The sequence below is a fragment of the Thermoclostridium caenicola genome, from assembly GCF_900142095.1.
Classification (GTDB): domain Bacteria; phylum Bacillota; class Clostridia; order DSM-8532; family DSM-8532; genus Thermoclostridium_A; species Thermoclostridium_A caenicola.
Genome location: NZ_FQZP01000015.1, coordinates 1 through 17,688, shown reverse-complemented (window position 1 = coordinate 17,688; position 17,688 = coordinate 1). Strand labels below are relative to the sequence as shown.

Sequence of the window (17,688 nt, the reverse complement as noted above, 5' to 3'; positions counted from 1 at the left end):
TGGACTTTTATTTTTCCTGCGGCTCTGATAAAATTTATCCAACAAGATCTAGGCACGGCATATGCATCATCAAAACGCCAAAGCCGCTCGTCATCCGTCAGACAGAAAGGCGTTCCAGGCAACCGACCCGCGCTGCAGGCGCAGACAGGAGGGACCATGCCCAGGCTCTATCGCGTCCGCTACATGCCCTATGAGATTGTGGAACTTTCCTCCGACAGGATTCTTTTCAGGGATCACCGGTATCTTGTCACGTCATGGGATCCCATCCATCCGAGGAACGATATCAAGAGCGGCATTTCCTGCATTTTTCTTGACGAGGGATGGAAAATTAATGCCATGAAGGATGCGCAGGGCAATATCACATGGTACTGCGATATCGTCGATGTCCGCTACGATGCGGAAGAGGATGCCCTGTATTTTCACGATTTGCTTGTGGATGTGGTGCTCAGGAAAGGTGCAAGGCTTGAGGTCCTGGATCTGGATGAACTGGCCGAAGCCTATGAACAGGGACTCGTCACAAAAGAACAGCTGTTACTGGCACTCAAACGATGCAATAAGCTACTTCAGAAGATCTACACCACGGATGTTCCTTCCTGGATAACTGTGATGATAACAAACTATACCCATAAAGGGGGAATCATGCTATGAGTCAGGACTTGACGGCCTACATAAACGCACGGAAGCTGGGGCTTAAAGAATATTCCAATTATATATCCCAGGGCCGGAACGGTTACCTGCCGTTTCTGGACGGTGCCCTGAAGAATATCGACATCGTGTCCGAAGTGGATATGGGCATTGTGGATATACCCCTGAAAAAGATCCGCGGCACCTATACCTATCTTCGGAGCATATCCTTCGCCCGCAATTACATGCCGCTCATGGATGTGGACACTGAGTTTGCCATGAAGTGGCAGCATGTATACAACATTCAGAATAAGAAGGGCCTTTCCGATCCGATAAAGGTATACGAGTACCTGAACTGGTTCTATGTTGTGGAGGGAAATAAACGGGTCAGCGTCCTCAAATACCTGGACAACTATTCCTACCAGGGGCATGTGACCCGGCTGATCCCGAAATATGATGAGAACAACAAGGATATCCGCCTGTACTATGAGTTCATGGACTTTAACAAGAAGACGGGCATCAATGAGATATGGTTCTCAAAGGAAGGCAGCTTCCAGGAACTCTGGGAGCTTATCAAGGATTACCGACCGTCCAGCAGGATGATCAATGAAGAGGACAGGTTCAGGTATTTTCTGAGCGCCGTTTACAACGCTTTCAGAAATATATTCTATGAACTGGGAGGCGGGAATCTGCCCATCACGACGGGCGATGCCTTCCTGGATTATCTCAAGATCCATGGCATCAAAGACGCCATACCGGAGGATGAACTTCGGGCCATCATGAAGCGGTTTATCGCCGAAATGGAATATCATAAGGGTGAGCAGGCCGTTGAGGTGCAGAAAAGCCCGCAGCTCAAGGTGGAATCCGGCTTCATCGGCAGGCTGACCGGCAGAATGCGCAATGAAAAGCTGAAGGTAGGCTTTGCCCATGTCAATGACGCCGCTTCTTCAAGCTGGGTCTATTCCCATGAGCTGGGACGGATGCACCTGGAACATGTGCTGGCCCAGAACGTGGAGACCGTGACGGTCACCGGGCTGCCGGAGAGCATTGAGGCTGCGCCCATCCTCCAGAAAATGATTGATGCGGGCTGCCAGATCATATTCACCACCAGCCCGTCCCTGATCAACGCGACCCTGAAGGTGGCCATGGAAAATCCCGGGGTAAACCTGCTCAACTGTTCGGCTATGCATTCCTTCAAACATGTGAACACCTATTTCGGCAGGATCCATGAGCCCAGGTTCCTGTGCGGCATTGTGGCCGGCGCCATGACCCGGACGGGAAAACTGGGCTATATCGCCCCTTTCCCTGTCAATGACGTCATCAGCAGTATCAATGCGTTTACGCTGGGTGCGCGCATGATCAGGCCGGAGGTGCAGGTCTATGTGGAATGGATGCAGACATGGAACTTTGCCCTCGCAACGCCCGAATGCACCAAAAGGATAGCCGAACAGGGGGCCGATATCATCTGCCACCACAATACCCTTGTCAACCGCCAGTTCTCAAGGGAGTACGGCGTGTATACTATCAAGCGGGACGAAAACGGCGACTATGTCCCTGAGAAATACCTGGCCGTGCCTGTCTGGAACTGGGGAATCTTTTATGAGAAGTATATCAGGAGCGTATTGGCGGGCGGTACCAGGCTGGGCCATGATCCGTCCTCCCCCGGTACCATGCGCAACTACTGGTGGGGCCTCGACTCCGGTTTGCTGGACTTTTTCTATGCGAGAACCCATATCCCCATTGAGACCCGGAAACTCATTGAACTTTTCAAGAGCGCCATCATTTCCCGGAGCTTTAAGGTCTTCACAGGCCCGATCCGCGACAGGGAAGGAAGGCTTGTGGTGGAAGAAGACGAGATCCTGGAACATCCTCAGATCCTGATGATGGACTGGCTGGCGGAAGGCGTGATATGCTCCATGCCGGAATCCAAGGGCCTCAACCCCTTGAGCGATCTTTCCACGGGCAAGATCGCGGGCGCATGATGCTTCAGATGTCCAGCAGGTAATAGCCGAAAGCGTCCACCACCAGCGTATCGTTATATACGATGGAACGCGGCGCCTTGCCGTATTTTCTGTGCATGTGGCCATGGATCATGAGACGTGGCCGGTATTTGTCCAGAAACGGCACAAAACATTGAAATCCGGTATGGCAGAGGTCCTTGTCGTCCGAGATGCCGTAAGCCGGCGCATGGGTGACAAGGATATCGAAACCTTTTTTGATCCAGATCTTCCTTTCCAGTCTCCGGATGCGCCTGGCCATCTGTTTTTCGGTGTATTGCCAGGGCGGAACGCTGTGGTAGGGATGATCATTGTACTTGATGCTGCCCCCAAGGCCCACGATCCGCAGTCCCTTGTATTCGACAAGCCTGTCTTCAATGCTGTCGCAGCCTTCGGGAGGGTTTGTCGCATAGCCGGTATCGTGGTTGCCATGAACATAGAACAGAGGGGCCTTGATCATGGTGGTCAGAAAAGACAGGTACTGGCTCTTGATGTCACCGCATGAGATGATCAGATCAACGCCCTCAAACCTTGACGCGTCAAAATGGTCCCATATATATTCACTTTCGGTATCGGCTACCGCCAATATGCGCATGAAGTGCCTCCTGTGCCTAAGAGAAAAGGTCTTTAATGCCCCGGTCCCTTTTGGTATAATGTTATAAATAAACAGCAATATCCCTGTCTTTGGATGGGAGGTCATTATGTCTGTTTCATTCCGGCATTTTTCGCCGGGATTTGGCATAATCGGCCTTAAACATTTTTATAGTAACATTTTACCCTAAAGGGTAACGCATATACAACCGGGTGGCTAAGCCCATGTGCATATGCAGTGCGGCTTTAGCCACATGAAAAAGGGGTTTGGAGGATTTATGAAAAAAGTGAAACTGGCGTTCCTTGGACTGGGAACAGTTGGATGCGGCGTCATGAAGGTCCTCAGGCAAAACGCCGAAATGTTCAAGAGACGGGAAGGCCTGGATCTGGATGTGAAATGGGTGCTTGTCAGGGACAAGTCCAAGCCGCGTGCCGTCGATATCGATCCCGCCACCCTGACGACCGATGCCGGGACGATCCTTAACGATCCGGAGATAGACCTGGTGGCCGAATTCATGGGTGGCGAGGAGCCTGCATTTACCTATATCAGAAAAGCCCTTATGAACGGCAAGTCGGTGGTAACCGCCAACAAGGAAGTCATCGCCAAGCATTGGCACACACTGGAGCAGGAGGCTGTGAAAAGCGGAGCCGGGCTTTACTATGAAGCCAGTGTCGCCGGCGGCATTCCCATCATCAAAACCATCCGACGCTCTCTCCAGGCTAACCACATCCAAAAGTTCATGGGGATTATCAACGGCACCACCAACTATATCCTCACGCGGATGTCGGAGGATGGATCCGATTTCAACACAGCATTGAAAGAAGCCCAGCGCCTGGGTTATGCGGAACCCGACCCGACCGCGGATATCGAGGGCCTTGACGCCAAGTTCAAGCTCTCCATCCTTTCCACCATCTGTTTCAGAAACCAGGTGCCGCTGGAACACGTCTTCTGCGAGGGCATTACCCGGGTGACTGCGGAGGATATCGCCGTTGCGCAGCAACTGGGATATGGCATTAAGCTTTTGGCCATCGGCAAGAAGCATGGCGACAGGATTGAAGCCAGGGTGCATCCCACCTTTATTCCGCTATCCCATCCCCTCTGCGCGGTGAGGGATTCCTACAACGCGATTTTCATTGAGGGGGATATCGTGGGGAACCTCATGTTCTATGGCAGGGGAGCGGGGGATTTTCCCACGGCCAGCGCGATAGTCTCGGATATCATCACGGCCTGCCAGAACGAGAACGGGCATCACCGGACGGGGATGGACGGGGCGCCTGTGATCTTTGAAAAGGACTGGATTTCCCGGTATTATGTACGCATGCTGGTTTCCGATCGTCCCGGTGTCCTGGCGGAGATTGCCGGCCTGTTCGGCAAGCATGGCGTGAGCATTGAATCGGTCATCCAGAAGAACAGGGGCGAAAACGCCAGCCTCATCTTCATCACTCATGAAGCCCATGAGCAATCCCTGCTTCGTGCCCTGGAGGATATGAAGGGCTGTGCTGCCGTTTCCTCCATTGAGAGCATGATCCGGGTGGAACGTTAGGAGGGCGGCGCATGGACGGTCAGAAACTTCTGGAAAGCGTCAAATGGAACAGCCAGGGGCTGGTTCCCGCCATCGCGCAGGATATTGAGTCCGGAGAAGTCCTCATGATGGCCTGGATGAACGAGGAGGCCCTGAATAAAACACTGGCAACCCGTCAGGTGACCTATTACAGCAGGAGCCGCCAGTGCCTCTGGACCAAGGGCGAAACATCGGGAAACCGCCAGCAGCTTGTTTCCCTGTTCCTTGATTGCGACGGGGATACCATCCTGCTGAAGGTAAGACAAACGGGGCCTGCATGCCATACCGGAAACAGGACCTGCTTTTTCAACGAGATAGAGTTTTGAGGAGGATTACGATGAGTGCGTCATTCCAAATTCTGGATGAAATATACCAGGTGGTGTCCGACAGAAAGGTGAATCCCAAGGAGGGTTCCTATACCAATTACCTGTTTGACAAGGGGATAGACAAGATCTGCAAAAAGGTCGGGGAGGAGGCAGCCGAGGTGATCATCGGCGCCAAGAACAACAATCCCGATGAGATCCGATACGAGATTGCCGATCTGCTCTATCACCTCACCGTATTGATGGTTGACAGGGGCCTTACCTGGGATGACATCTGCCAGGAGCTCCAAAAAAGAAGATAATTTTCCCGTTGACCGGTGAAAAATGAGGATAGCTGTCGCTATGACAGCTATCCTTTTTCATTTTCGCTATATTTTAACAACATTCCTAATTTTATATTGAAAAATATAAAAAATGCTGGTATAATACTAAACTGTAAATACATACATAATTATGGTGAAATATGAAGCAAGGGGAGATTATTGGGCTCAGATACAGAATATTGAAGCGCATTGGTCAGGGCGGCTATTCCACCGTTTTCCTTGCCGAGAACATGGTCCTGTCCAACCTTTGGGCCATCAAAGTCATCGACAGGGGCAATCCCTCAGCCGTCGGCGAGATGCAAGAGGTCAACATCCTGAAATGCCTGAATCACCCCATGCTGCCAAGAGTAGCCGATCTGTTCGAGGATGAACGGTACACCTACATCGTCATGGATTACATCGAGGGAAAAACCCTGGCCGAACTTCTGAAGGCGGGAGGAAAGGTCGGCGAAGCGCAGCTGATCGAATGGGCCAGGCAGCTCTGCGATGTGCTGGACTATTTGCATTCCAGGCAGCCGCCGGTCATCTACCGGGATCTGAAACCTTCCAACATCATCCTGGATGGCAGCGGCAGGCTGCACCTGGTGGATTTCGGTACCGCCAAGTCCTTCAATGAGCAATCTCTGGAGGATACGGTCTATATCGGGACACAGGGATATGCGGCGCCGGAGCAGTTCGGTTCCGGAAAATCCGATGAACGAACCGACCTGTACAACCTGGGGATGACCCTTTTCCATCTGGCTACGGGTGTCCATCCGGCAACCATCACCCATGATGAGATTGGGCATCACCTGGATCAAAGCAGTGTTTCGGAGGCATTTGCAAACTTTATAAAGGATCTTGTCAGGCATGATCCCGCAAAACGCATCGGGGATGCCAGGACCTGCCTGGCTTTGCTCAGCCGGATGAACAGCCTGCAGCATTCCGGAAGGACCGTGTCAGGTACGCATGGCAACTATGCCGGACGCCTGATCATAGGTGTGGCGGGTATCGCCCGCGGTACCGGGGTCACCTTCGCCGCGCTCTGCCTTGCCAATTACTTTGCATCCAGGGGATACAGGACAGCCTTTGCCGAACACTGCGGCAACGGGGATTTGGCGCGCCTGGAAGCCGTGATGGGCAGAAGCAACCGGTTGACCCATGTGGATGAGGACATTTTTGTGGCGGACGGTATCACTTATTTTAAGGCGCACAGCACACCAGCCAACCCCTATGGAAGGGGTTTCAGCAGGATTGTTGGGGATTTTGGCTGCCTTAGCGGCGAAAGAGCCATCAGTGAATTCAACCGCTCGGATATCCGGCTGGTCCTTTGCCCCACGGCAGACTGGAAGCTGGCTTTGATCCGGGATTTCATGGATCGGATGCGCCTCTTTGATCCCAACCGGGAATGGATTTATGTGTTTATGCCTTTCGGAAAGGCAGACATCAGGCAACTTAAAAAAACACTTCAGACAAACCATGTTTTGATTTTTCCCCATGTCTCCAATCCTTTCAGTCAAAACAGGAATGAACAAAAGAATATTCAGGCGGTTCTCGATGAGGCCATGCTGATGTCGGGAATCGGGTGTGTTCCGGTTTGATGCATGCACCCATAACGCATAATCTGCTCAAAGGAGGAGAGGGTTTTGTTTATCAAGCCCCGCCGCTTTCACATGGTCCTGGCCTTTTTGCTGGGACTGGCCATATCGGTTCTCCTGCTGACAGGAGGCTATCTGTACTACCGCTCGAACCTGGCCCGGCTGGAATCCGAGATGCGGGCGCAGATCACGGAGGAAACCCGGCAGGCCTTCAATGAGGAATATCCCATGTCGCTTGTCTATGTCTTCCAGTCGGATAAAAAAGCCGGTGAAACCATTGCGGATACGGATTTGGTACCCGCGGAGGTAAATGAACGGGTCATACCATCCGATGCCGTTCTGATCCTGGAGGAAGCCCTGGGGATGGTCATGCGTTGTGATATCACCAAAAACACCATCGTGACGCGGTCCCTGTTCTACGCCGAGGAGGAGTATCCGGATGATCTCAGGGTGATGGAATACACGGTGGTGAACCTGCCGGAAAGGCTGGAAAAAGGCGGATTCGTTGATGTGCGGATCATGTTTCCCAATGGCCTTGACTATATCATCCTTTCCAAGAAAAGGGTGGTTGACTGCCGGCATGGGGAAAACGGGCAAAACAGCCTGATTTGGCTTCACATGACCGAGGAGGAGATCCTCCGCATGTCCAGTGCCATTGTCGATGCCAGCCTGGTGGAAGGGTCCACCCTTTATGCGGTCCAGTATGTGGCGCCCGATATCCAGAAAGATGCTATAAAAACCTATCCGGCTAATCTTGAGGTCCTGGAGCTCATCAGCACCAATCCGAACATCGTGGACCGCGCCATCGAGGCGCTGGAAGTGAGAAACCGCATGAATTTTGAAAAACGGATCGATGAGGAGCTTGTCTTTTCAGGCAAAAGGGGTGTCTATGGGGAACCCGGCCGGTTCGGTCCGTCCCCTTCAGATATCGCAACGGAGCAACCCGATGACCGGCCCGTGGAAGATTCCCGGACCGATGATCTGAACAACCGGCTGTAGAGGAGGATGCGGCATGCGGATCGTTTTTCTGGGCTCCCATACCGAGAGCAAAAAGGTACTCCTGCTGAGCATCGCCCGGATACTGGCTTCAGCCTATTCGGTCAGGATATACTCGGCCTGCCGGTATGGTTATGATGAGGATCACGGGGATGTATACGATTTTTGCGGGACCGAGGTGCGCCAGTTTCATAACGGGGAACAGCTTGAGCAGCTCCTGCAGACCAATCCATGCGATTATGCGCTGATTGATACGGAGCTTGCGCTGAATGCTGGTCGTGATGTCAAGCTGGTCTCCCTGCTCAAGGCCGAGCGCTCAGCCTTTGAGCATACCGTGGAGCAGACCCGGGCCTTGCTGCAGCAATACCCCTATACCGATATCCACATCATCTATTATGACATCTATGAATACTGCCGGGTCAGCCCGGGCTTTTTGGAAAAGCTCTATTACCGCAGGATGTATGATGCGGTCAATGTGACCTGGAACCATGTCCTTTACTTTGAGGAAGGAAATGCTGCGGCCTTTATGGAGAGCCTTTACGAGGAAAAGCTTCATATAAGGAGGTTTTCTCCGGTCTGGAAAGCGCAGGTTCTCAACATCCTCAACAGCCTTACGGGGATTGAGCTGAAGCAGTTGAAGGAATGCCTGAAAAAGGCGGAAAGGATGAAGTAGTTTGCAAATCGCGTTTTGGTCAAACATGCACGGACAGGCAGCCACAACGGCCAATGCCGTGGCCGCAGCCTGTTTTCTGGCCCTGAAAACATCTTACCGGATCCTGGTAACCCAGAACCATATCGAAATGAATGCCCTGGAACATTACCTGTTAAGGAAAAGGGAACAGGCGGCCATCAGGATGCTGGACTATACGAATCAGGGACTGGATGCCCTCATCCGCCTATACAGGAACGGCAGGCTTCGGCCCGAGATGATTCCGGACTATACCTGGTCCCTGATGAAAAACCATGGCCTGGATCTCCTGTTTGGAAGCGCGAAGAGGGAAAACCTGTGCGCCGAAAAACAGGATCTGCTGCTGAACATTTTCATGTGCGCCAAAGCGTGTTATGACCTGATCATTCTGGACCTGCACAGCGGGCTTGAAGGGACCAACAGCCGCAGACTTCTGGAGAATTCGGATATTATCGTCTGCTGCCTCAGTCAGAACCGGGTGCTCCTGGATGATTTCCGCAGGACCATGGAGGAACACCCGGTGCTGGCTGGCAAAAGGACCGCTTACGTCATCTCCCGCTATGAACCCGCATCATCGCTCACGCTGGGCAACATCGCCCGGGAATACGGTTTAGATGCCAAATCTCTTTTTCCGGTTCCCTATCATGTGGGGTTCATGGATGCCTGCAATACCGGCCGGGTTTTTGACTTTATGGCATACTGCCTGCAGGCCAGGAAAGGACCGGATCATGAGTTCGCCCAGGCCTTTTCGGGGCTTGTTGACCATGTGCTGAAAGGGTGTGAAAAATGCCCGTCGCCGACCTGATCAACACGCTGTTCATCATCGTTATTTTAGCTTCTCTGGCGCTTTTTCTGGTGCTCTTTCTGAAAAGCCGCCAGATGAGGCCTGAGTTCAAAAAGGACCAGGATGCCTCCAAATACACCATACCGAGCCTGGTGGAACATATCAAGGAATCCCTTGACGCCATAACCAGGGCAAACCTTCTGGAACTGGGTCTCAATGAAGTGGAATACAAAAAGCAGGCCAATAAGCGCCTGGTGCTGAAGAAGGCTTTGAAAAACTGCATGCATGGCTCCATCGAGGACAAGCAGTTTGTCAAGGCATTTATCTATGATATCCTGAGCGCCTATATACCCAGGGATAGGCTTGGCAGCGCCATACCCTTCGATAATCCTTTTCTGCTGTCGGTAAAGGAAAAATTCTTCATCCTGCTCCATGAGTATAAAAAACGGTATGGTCAGGATGCCCTGGCCGTCCTGATTGAGTCCAACGGGCTGGACCGTGAGAAAAAATTATCCGATGACGACAGCTCCTGCTATATCATCACGGCCCGGGAGATAGAGGAACTCTATGAACGTGAAAGCCCCGTGCTGAGCCATGAGGACAAGCTTGAGATCATCACCCAGGCCGTTTATGAAAAATACAAGGGGCTTGGCGTCATTGATGAAATCCGGGATATGAACATCGACGGCGTTTCGGGAGGCGTTTCCGGCGTTACCGATGCGGATTTCTACGGGCCTTCATCAGGCTGGCCGTCCCGGGAGCCGGCCCAAAAGGTGCCGAGATCCTATGAAAGCATATGGATCTTTTTCAGGGGGAAAACCATCAAGCTGGATTTTTTGAGCTTTGAAAGCGAAAAGGAACTGCGCCGGGTCTGCCAGAACATCTACCGGTATAACCGGGGCGGCCAGCTGTCCGAAGCTACCGGTTACCGTGTGAACGAGATGAAGGACGGAAGCCGCGTTCTGGTGGTCAGGCCACCGTTTTCGGAATCCTGGGCCTTCTTTGTCCGCAAGTTCCATATCCGCGATGTGACGCTTGAGGGACTGATCACCGACAAGGGCGCAGAACTTCCCGTCAGTCTTATCAAGTACCTGGTCAAAGGCTGTATGATCACCGCAATCACCGGCCAGCAGGGCAGCGGGAAAACCACCCTGCTCATGGCCATGGTACGGCATATTTATCCCACATTGACCCTGCGGGTCCAGGAAATGGCCTTTGAGCTTCACCTGAGAAAACTCTACCCGGAACGCAATATCCTCACCTTCCGGGAAACTGAAAACATCTCGGGCCAGGAGGGTCTTGACATCCAGAAAAAGACCGACGGCAGCGTCAATATCCTCGGGGAAGTGGCCACCGACCCAGTCGCGGCATGGATGGTGCAGATGGCACAGGTGGCTTCCCTGTTCACCCTTTTCACCCATCATGCCAAAACGACCAGGGATCTGGTCTATTCCCTGAGGAATTCCCTGCTCAAATGCGAGATGTTCAACAATGAAAAGATCGCCGAACAGCAGGTGGTGTCGGTCCTGGACTTCGACATCCATCTTGCCAGGGATTTCAGGGGGAAAAGGTACATCGAGCGCATCACCGAGATCATCGAACTGCCTGCGCAAAAGCCTTATCCCCAGGCGTTCAGAGAGGCAAAGACCATGGCTCAGAAGCAAACCGATTTCATGGAGACCACCGCTGAATTCTACGCCAGAATGACCGACAGACCGAGCTTTGAAACGCGGAACATTATAGAATTCCAGGATGGGGAATACCGCATCGTCAACCCCATCAGCCGGGAAAAGGTCCGCCGCATGCTCCAGGCCATGTCCCAGGAGGATGGTGAAGCCTTTTCCGGGTTTCTTGAGAAGAACCGGGGTTTGGTGGGATGAACGCTTACCTTATCGTTGCCATTGCATGCGGCCTGGGCGCGGCAATGCTTGCCCTGCTGGCCGTCAGACAGCAAAAAGCGAGTCTTGGAGGCAAAAGCCTGAGAAGCGGCAGTGGGATCATAACCGCCTTTCTCATATACCTGTATGCCATTTTGAACCGCTGCCGTTTCTCAAGATATATCCTTCACTATATCCGAAAGCGGCTGGAGTTTTATACCCATTTCGACGAACGGACCGTCCGCAGAAAAACCGCTTCCGTATTTCTCATCACGGTGTCCGCTTTTGTGATGCTGGTGCTGTTTTTCTGGCTTATCACCCGCGATCCGGGTATGCTGCTTATATTTGTGCTGGTCTTGCTCCTCCTGGGGGATACCGTTATGGATATCTTCGTATCTCATATCCATATTAGGCTGCTGAAACAGCAGCTTGTATACCATGAACTGCTCAGGCACAAGTATTACGAGCTCAAGTCGGTGGAGGATGCCCAGTCAGAGGCTTGTGAGGCCTTGAATAAAAGAGGATTGTATGAGATTTACATGCAGGCTGAACGCATCAGCGACATCCTGTCCGGAGCGGATCAGGAGACCGGGCTTGAGCATTACTATGAGGTGGCGCCCAACAAATACCTGAAGCTCCTGGCAGGCATGATCTACATCACCAGGGAGTATGGGGATACCTGGAAGGACGGGGGTTCGGTGTTTGTCAGGGGGATCAGCCACCTGAGCGGCGAAATACGGGCGGAGATCTTCAAGCGGGAAAGGCTGAGATTTGCCTTAAGAAGCCTGAACGTTATCTCGCTTCTGCCGATTTTCTTCATCAAGCCCCTGCGGCAATGGGCAGGAAACAGTTTTACCCCACTGGACAACTTTTACAACAGCCGGGTCGGCATCGTCCTGGGGCTTGGAACGATTATCGCCGCATTGGCGGCGTGCATGGCCTTACGAAGAATCCAACGCTTTGACGGGCCGGAAAGGCTTTACGGTGAACGAAAATCCCTGGTGAACCGGCTGTATGACATGGGCCTTTATGCTGTCGTGGACCGGCTGGTGCCCGGCAACTACACGACGAAAAGAGCGAAGTTGGAATCCCTGATCAAGGGGAGCATGTCGGGCATCAATATCCGGATTCTTTATACGCGCAGGATCCTGGCAGGCCTTGCGGCGTTCATCATTGGGCTTGCCCTGTTTATCGGGCTCAATCTGAACTATGCCCACCGCATCCTGCATGTTCCGGAGATTCCGAGAGGGTACCTGGGAGGCAGGCTGTCCGACGCGGAGTATGAGAAACTTCAGGAGATAACCGATATGGACAGGAACATCCTGACGCGGATCCGCCATAAGCCCGATGAAGCACTTATCCGAGAGGCGCTGGCGGAAGAGGGAATACAGGATCAGGCGGCCCAGGACCTGGCCGTCCAGAGGATTCTGGATAAATGCCATCGCCTGGGCAACTGCAAGTTCAAATGGTATGAATTGCTCCTGTGCCTGTTGTTTTTTGTACTGGGATACCAGATACCTGTTCTGAACCTTCGCTTTCTGAAAGCCGTCAGGCGGATCGATATGGAGGAGGAAGTGGCCCAGTTTCACACCATTATCCTGATGCTCAAGGACATGAACCGAATCCATGTGGAGGAGATCCTGGAGTGGATGGAGATGTTTTCGGTCCAGTTTAAAGATCCCATCCAGAAATGTTTGGCCAATTTCAGTTCGGGTTCCGAAGAAGCCTTGGAACAGCTCAAGGAGGATGTCGCATTCCCACCGCTGGACGGGATCATTGAAAACCTCCAGCTGGCCAATGAGGAGCTGGGAGTTCAGAAAGCCTTTGAGGAACTGGAGGATGAAATGCGCTACAACCAGGAAAAACGCAAGGAGCTCAACGAGCATATTGTCGAAAGCAGAAAAAACCTGGGAAACATCGTGGGCTTTTTGCCGGTTTACGCACTCATCATCCTGTATCTGATCGTTCCCATGGTGGTAACCGGAATGCAGAGCATTTCGGCATTTTATGAACAACTATCGGGATTTTAAATCTGGAATAAGCAAAATATCAGGAAAGGAGATGCCGATATGGACAGTAACATTTCAAAAGCGCTTTGGCTGGGAGTTTCCATTCTGCTTTTCATAGCCGTTGTTACCATTGGACTGAGCGTATTCGGCTCCATGAAGAATGCCAGCGCCGCCGCCAACAGCAACATCAATTCCATTGCCCAAAGCATGGCGGAAGAAGACTTGCGCGCCTTTGACGGAAAAGAGGTCAGGGGGGAACAGATCCTCAGCGCCATCAATACGCTGTCAGGCAGAAGCGGAGAAGTGATCGTCCTTGTTGCCACATTGGGATCAAACGGTGGGCGCTCCCTGGACCTGGATCCTAAAAGGGGCACGGGTCTCAGCATCAGCAGCTACACCCAGTATGTGTCTGAAACAAAGGGGTCACTCTCTGCCGATGGCAACTGCGTCATCTTGTCCAACGGATCGGACGAGCTTTTGAAAAGCGTCAGCAAAACCGCGCGGGATGCGGCAAGAAGGGATGCGGAGAACAGCAACCTTCCCGGGAAATATATCAATCCGGCAGGCAAGTTCCGTTCCTATTTGATCTATGACAGCAACCAGGTGGTCAGGGGCATCATCTGCGCCCAGGTGGAATAAATGAACGAACAGATGAACCGGGCCTTGTACATAGGCTGCGCCTTACTGTTGCTTGTTCTGGCCTTTACGTCCTTCTTCTCGCTATACCGGGATTACCGGGACTATGCTTCCCGCGTCAGGGAATATACGGATACGCCCGGTGTGGCCACGATGGAGACTTTTTCCGGATGCTTCGGTGATATGACAGGCCACGAAGTAGCCAACTTGCTCCTTGCCAGAAGGCGGACGGACAGGGAGCGGATTCTGAATAGCCTGTATGAAGATACGGCAGGCCCGTCCGAATTTGGGGAATTGCCTGAGCTTGTGATAGACGGCGAAAGCTATGAGGACTTCCGGCTTGAGTCCATCGATCCTGACGGCACCTATCAGGCCGATATCCGCTTCAATGCCTACGGGAGGCCGGTCAGAATAGAGATAAGGGGAAGATGAGCATGGACAGCCCGTTGTGGAAGATACTCGGATTCTTCCTGGCCGCGGTCCTGCTGTTCCTGGTTCCTGTCATGAACATGCTGGAACGGCAGGACGATGCCGCCTACACGGTGGTCTTCACGGAAACCAACCGGTTTGTGGATTCCGCGAGGGATGCGGGTTATATAACGCCCAACATGTACAACGAGTTCGTGCGCAGGCTTAATGCCACCGGATGCACCTTTGATATCCGCATGGAGCATGTGCAAAGCCTGATCAATCCGGTATACCGTCAAAACGGTACAGTCCTTGAATTCACGGGGGAGTATGAGATCAACCGCATATCCCGGGGAGAGGATGCCATCCTGTCCGTATTGTTCCCGGATGAACCCGGCCCGGATGTGTTTGACAAGGCCAGAAGATATGACATGAAGGCCGGCGATTTGCTGTTTGTGGAGGTGCGCAACAGGGGAAAAACCATGGCTACGGCTTTGCGAGACATGCTCCTGCTTTCGGATACCCGAACGCCGACCATTTTTGTACGGGCAGGAGGGCTTGTGAGAAATGAGGCTGACTAGCCTGGCGATAGTGTTCATCATGATTATCGGTCCCTATTTAACCATTTCCGGCATACAATCCCGCATGCTGCACAAGGATCGTGAGCTTCGGGCCTATTACGATCAGTTGGTGGACAACGCGGTGCAGGATGCGGTGACGGTGCTGGCGCAGCAAAGGCGGCGGATGTCCGATGAAAGCGGATTGACCCTCCAAAACACCCGTGAGATCGCCGTGACCCATTTATTTGATGCCCTGTACTATGCTTTCGGGGTATACGGCAATGGAGCGGGCATGATGCGCGTGAAGGGCTGTATGCCCGTTATTGTTTTTCTGGAGCGCGACGGGTTTGTGGTTTATGCGCTGAACGAGTATGAAGGTCCTGATGGCTATACTATCATGGACTACTGTTGGTACCCGAAAAAACCTTACTCCGGCGTCTCTGCGGATGGCCGGTATTACGTCAGGTATACCCTGGAGGATGCGGTGATCGTTTGCGATGCTTCAAGCGGTGAGGAAATGGAAGGCCTGTTTACGGATTTCACGGCGATGTTCCCCCAATTTCAGACCCGGGAAGGTTTTGAAGCAGTCCGTCTGGCAGCTGTAAGTCAGGCAATTGAAAAGGACTTGGCAAGCCATATTGCGCGTTTCAATGGCTTCAGCGCCCGAATGGGCGTAACCTATAAGTTCCGGTTCCCAAGGATTGAGGACGCAGATTGGATAAGGGCCCTCACCGACGAGGGCATGCTGGTCTTTGCTCAGGGCTTTCCGGTCATAACCGGTGTCCCTTATGAAAACAACGCCTTTGGCGGCGCCCGAATCCTGCGCAGGCCGGAGCTTGTGGGCTACGAACATGACGGGAAGCCGGTCTATTGCCGGGATTCCTGCAGACAGTATATCGAGCTGAGCAGCAGGCCCGATTTTAACCAGGAAAGCCTTATCCGCTTTACCGATGCCCGGGATGCCGCATCCCAGGGCTATTATCCCTGTCCCATATGCCGGCCTTAGGCACATGGTGATGTGCATGGATTCGAAGGGTAATATCATCATGAAAGCCGTATTCCTGTATGATATGATACAGGAATGCACCGTTATATGCCGAAGCGGGCTTCCCATATAAATCCATCAGTTTATCAACGGAATCCCCAACGCGTAGACCAATAACCACTCACCAATCAGTATAACTGGTCGATGAAGCTATACTAACTTCTGAGTCCAGGTTGCTTCTGTTTTCAATAGCACTGCAGCTTGCTATTATAAAAATAAGCAAAAACAGTAGTAGACATTTTATTTTTTTCACTAACTATATCACTCCTTATTCACCCATGATGATATTTACGGCTTCATGGGAACCATACATTGAGGCTTTGCGACCGTTCCCATTGGAAAGAATTGCAGCCATAAAATCTATATAGTCGTCCGTTACGTTGTCCCAACAAATAAAAAGGTTCAGCATGGATATAGAAGACTGTGAAAGACATATATACAGAACGGTGATGAACCTCCTTTGGCAGGTGGAAGCAAAATATCACGAGAGCTATGTACGTGCAGACACCCGGAGGATACGTGAAGTGCTGGAAAGGATGCACAGGCATGCGGAAGAAGCTTCCTGGGAGTTGTATACCCTGTCACAGGAAGCACACAATGCTGCTGTTGGGTATCGGAATAATGAAAGTCAACTAGCCCGGCTGATAGCGCAAAGCAGTATAAAGTTTGGGCTGAACTTTGACATGCAGAAGGCGCTAAGCGGGATATACAGGGTAACGGGCGTATCAACCGCAATAGGCAGCAGGCTTGCAGTGGGAAATTTGAACATAAAACTGGGTACTGGAAGGGTTACCGCATTGCTGGCAGCCGGGCTTATCCCTGCCCTGATAAATGAAGCAGGAGTAGCCGACGAGCAGAAAATCGAAAAAAAACAACAGGAGGCGATGGCAAAGCTGGATGAAATCTTACGGGTCGAGCAAAAGATCATAGCAGGTGAAATATATCCGACTTACCATATTGCCAAGCTGTTGAGTGAGAAAAATGGTACCATCGATAAATTGCTTGAATATGAAAAAGACGAAGAATTAAAGGCTTTACTCATGCAGGTCAGAGAAGGGAGGATAAATACCTGGGAAGAATACAAGAAAAGTAAAGGGCTAAATAACAGAAATGAAACGGATCAGACATCAGTGTATAAAAATGAACAGAGTATCCAAAATGAAACTTTCAATGTGGTTGTAGCAGATCGATTAAGGGAAAAACTGGTAGACAATGCTTATAAATTAGTTTCATATGATTTAAGTAAATCGGGTAATGAACGAGTAATAAGAGAACCTATTTATAACTATTCAAAAGCAGGAAACGGCCCACTTACCAAAGATATGTTTAACGAGGATGGTACAATTAGGTATGTTGAAGGTGAAATGTATCTTGATTGTCAATCGTTGCAATCATCGTTGTATAAATCAGTCTTTCCTGATATCGACATAAGAGAATATTACAAATATGTTCCCTATCCTGCAAATGGCGGGTGCGATCATCTTAAATATATGGGGAAGGAAGTTGATTACAAAACTGATGGAAAATTTGATGAAAGTAAATTAAAGCTGGGTGATTTAATAATATATGATTATAAAGGCCCTAACATGCCACAGTCAAGTCCAAATTAGTGTGTAAATTACCTCGGTCATCAAACGGTAGCTAATGAGACAATAGCCTAAGCGTTTATGCCGCGAAAGCTGTTGACG

At 51.5% G+C, this 17,688-nt stretch carries 17 protein-coding genes; 16 read left to right on the top strand and 1 reads right to left on the bottom strand.

The features are described from left to right. Positions 1–156 precede the first annotated feature (156 nt). Both F3H12_RS05840 and F3H12_RS05835 read left to right on the top strand, forming a co-directional pair. Positions 157–648 carry a ribonuclease FAU-1 family protein gene (locus F3H12_RS05840; RefSeq protein WP_149678407.1) on the top strand — a complete coding sequence of 164 codons (492 nt, stop codon included), beginning with the start codon at positions 157–159 and terminating at the stop codon, positions 646–648. Next, positions 645–2,606: a BMP family ABC transporter substrate-binding protein gene (locus F3H12_RS05835; protein WP_149678406.1), complete on the top strand. Its 1,962-nt coding sequence runs from the start codon at positions 645–647 to the stop codon at positions 2,604–2,606. Before F3H12_RS05840 ends, F3H12_RS05835 begins: the two co-directional genes overlap by 4 nt. A 4-nt stretch (positions 2,607–2,610) precedes the next feature. On the opposite strand, the gene F3H12_RS05830 is transcribed toward F3H12_RS05835, so the two are convergent. Further along, positions 2,611–3,216 (bottom strand): metallophosphoesterase family protein, encoded by a 606-nt coding sequence (locus tag F3H12_RS05830; RefSeq protein WP_149678405.1) that lies wholly within the window; start codon positions 3,214–3,216, stop codon positions 2,611–2,613. 274 nt (positions 3,217–3,490) lie between these two features. On the opposite strand from F3H12_RS05830, the gene F3H12_RS05825 reads away from it, so the two are divergent. The 14 genes from F3H12_RS05825 (at position 3,491) to F3H12_RS05760 (ending at position 17,610) form a co-directional block, all read left to right on the top strand. Continuing rightward, a complete protein-coding gene (locus F3H12_RS05825; protein WP_149678404.1) occupies positions 3,491–4,756 on the top strand; it encodes a homoserine dehydrogenase in 1,266 nt (421 codons plus the stop codon). A gap of 11 nt (positions 4,757–4,767) precedes the next feature. Continuing rightward, positions 4,768–5,100, top strand: coding sequence for a phosphoribosyl-AMP cyclohydrolase (hisI, locus tag F3H12_RS05820; RefSeq protein ID WP_149678403.1), 333 nt, complete (start codon positions 4,768–4,770; stop codon positions 5,098–5,100). Between the two features lie 11 nt (positions 5,101–5,111). Further along, the gene (hisE, locus tag F3H12_RS05815) at positions 5,112–5,399 is read left to right on the top strand and encodes a phosphoribosyl-ATP diphosphatase (protein ID WP_149678402.1); all 288 of its coding nucleotides are present in this window, start codon (positions 5,112–5,114) and stop codon (positions 5,397–5,399) included. 200 nt (positions 5,400–5,599) lie between these two features. Next, positions 5,600–7,000 (top strand): serine/threonine protein kinase, encoded by a 1,401-nt coding sequence (locus tag F3H12_RS05810; RefSeq protein ID WP_188118402.1) that lies wholly within the window; start codon positions 5,600–5,602, stop codon positions 6,998–7,000. 45 nt (positions 7,001–7,045) lie between these two features. Further along, complete coding sequence (locus tag F3H12_RS05805) at positions 7,046–7,996, top strand: SAF domain-containing protein (protein ID WP_149678400.1); 951 nt, start codon at positions 7,046–7,048, stop codon at positions 7,994–7,996. A gap of 13 nt (positions 7,997–8,009) precedes the next feature. Next, positions 8,010–8,666, top strand: a complete 657-nt coding sequence (locus tag F3H12_RS05800; protein ID WP_149678399.1) for a hypothetical protein — start codon at positions 8,010–8,012, stop codon at positions 8,664–8,666. Position 8,667: 1 nt separating this feature from the next. Beyond that, positions 8,668–9,486 (top strand): CpaE/TadZ family protein, encoded by an 819-nt coding sequence (locus F3H12_RS05795; protein ID WP_149678398.1) that lies wholly within the window; start codon positions 8,668–8,670, stop codon positions 9,484–9,486. Continuing rightward, positions 9,468–11,345: an ATPase, T2SS/T4P/T4SS family gene (locus F3H12_RS05790; RefSeq protein ID WP_188118401.1), complete on the top strand. Its 1,878-nt coding sequence runs from the start codon at positions 9,468–9,470 to the stop codon at positions 11,343–11,345. The genes F3H12_RS05795 and F3H12_RS05790 overlap by 19 nt, the downstream gene beginning before the upstream one ends. Then, positions 11,342–13,372 carry a hypothetical protein gene (locus F3H12_RS05785; protein ID WP_149678397.1) on the top strand — a complete coding sequence of 677 codons (2,031 nt, stop codon included), beginning with the start codon at positions 11,342–11,344 and terminating at the stop codon, positions 13,370–13,372. The genes F3H12_RS05790 and F3H12_RS05785 overlap by 4 nt, the downstream gene beginning before the upstream one ends. 39 nt (positions 13,373–13,411) lie before the next feature. Beyond that, the gene (locus tag F3H12_RS05780) at positions 13,412–13,990 is read left to right on the top strand and encodes a hypothetical protein (RefSeq protein ID WP_149678396.1); all 579 of its coding nucleotides are present in this window, start codon (positions 13,412–13,414) and stop codon (positions 13,988–13,990) included. Continuing rightward, positions 13,991–14,419 carry a hypothetical protein gene (locus F3H12_RS05775; protein ID WP_149678395.1) on the top strand — a complete coding sequence of 143 codons (429 nt, stop codon included), beginning with the start codon at positions 13,991–13,993 and terminating at the stop codon, positions 14,417–14,419. 2 nt (positions 14,420–14,421) lie between these two features. Beyond that, positions 14,422–14,976, top strand: a complete 555-nt coding sequence (locus F3H12_RS05770; RefSeq protein ID WP_149678394.1) for a hypothetical protein — start codon at positions 14,422–14,424, stop codon at positions 14,974–14,976. Further along, a complete protein-coding gene (locus tag F3H12_RS05765) occupies positions 14,963–15,961 on the top strand; it encodes a hypothetical protein (protein ID WP_149678393.1) in 999 nt (332 codons plus the stop codon). The genes F3H12_RS05770 and F3H12_RS05765 overlap by 14 nt, the downstream gene beginning before the upstream one ends. A gap of 446 nt (positions 15,962–16,407) precedes the next feature. Continuing rightward, a complete protein-coding gene (locus tag F3H12_RS05760) occupies positions 16,408–17,610 on the top strand; it encodes a hypothetical protein (protein WP_149678392.1) in 1,203 nt (400 codons plus the stop codon). Positions 17,611–17,688: the final 78 nt, after the last annotated feature.

Bases quoted from the DNA above. Each gene is read 5' to 3' on its own strand.
- F3H12_RS05785 (WP_149678397.1), top strand. From the start codon at position 11,342: ATGAACGCTTACCTTATCGTTGCCATTGCATGCGGCCTGGGCGCGGCA.
- F3H12_RS05780 (WP_149678396.1), top strand. From the start codon at position 13,412: ATGGACAGTAACATTTCAAAAGCGCTTTGGCTGGGAGTTTCCATTCTG.
- F3H12_RS05825 (WP_149678404.1), top strand. From the start codon at position 3,491: ATGAAAAAAGTGAAACTGGCGTTCCTTGGACTGGGAACAGTTGGATGC.
- F3H12_RS05835 (WP_149678406.1), top strand. From the start codon at position 645: ATGAGTCAGGACTTGACGGCCTACATAAACGCACGGAAGCTGGGGCTT.
- F3H12_RS05830 (WP_149678405.1), bottom strand. From the start codon at position 3,216: ATGCGCATATTGGCGGTAGCCGATACCGAAAGTGAATATATATGGGAC.
- F3H12_RS05790 (WP_188118401.1), top strand. From the start codon at position 9,468: ATGCCCGTCGCCGACCTGATCAACACGCTGTTCATCATCGTTATTTTA.
- F3H12_RS05775 (WP_149678395.1), top strand. From the start codon at position 13,991: ATGAACGAACAGATGAACCGGGCCTTGTACATAGGCTGCGCCTTACTG.
- F3H12_RS05765 (WP_149678393.1), top strand. From the start codon at position 14,963: ATGAGGCTGACTAGCCTGGCGATAGTGTTCATCATGATTATCGGTCCC.
- hisE (WP_149678402.1), top strand. From the start codon at position 5,112: ATGAGTGCGTCATTCCAAATTCTGGATGAAATATACCAGGTGGTGTCC.
- F3H12_RS05840 (WP_149678407.1), top strand. From the start codon at position 157: ATGCCCAGGCTCTATCGCGTCCGCTACATGCCCTATGAGATTGTGGAA.
- F3H12_RS05800 (WP_149678399.1), top strand. From the start codon at position 8,010: ATGCGGATCGTTTTTCTGGGCTCCCATACCGAGAGCAAAAAGGTACTC.
- hisI (WP_149678403.1), top strand. From the start codon at position 4,768: ATGGACGGTCAGAAACTTCTGGAAAGCGTCAAATGGAACAGCCAGGGG.
- F3H12_RS05760 (WP_149678392.1), top strand. From the start codon at position 16,408: ATGGATATAGAAGACTGTGAAAGACATATATACAGAACGGTGATGAAC.
- F3H12_RS05770 (WP_149678394.1), top strand. From the start codon at position 14,422: ATGGACAGCCCGTTGTGGAAGATACTCGGATTCTTCCTGGCCGCGGTC.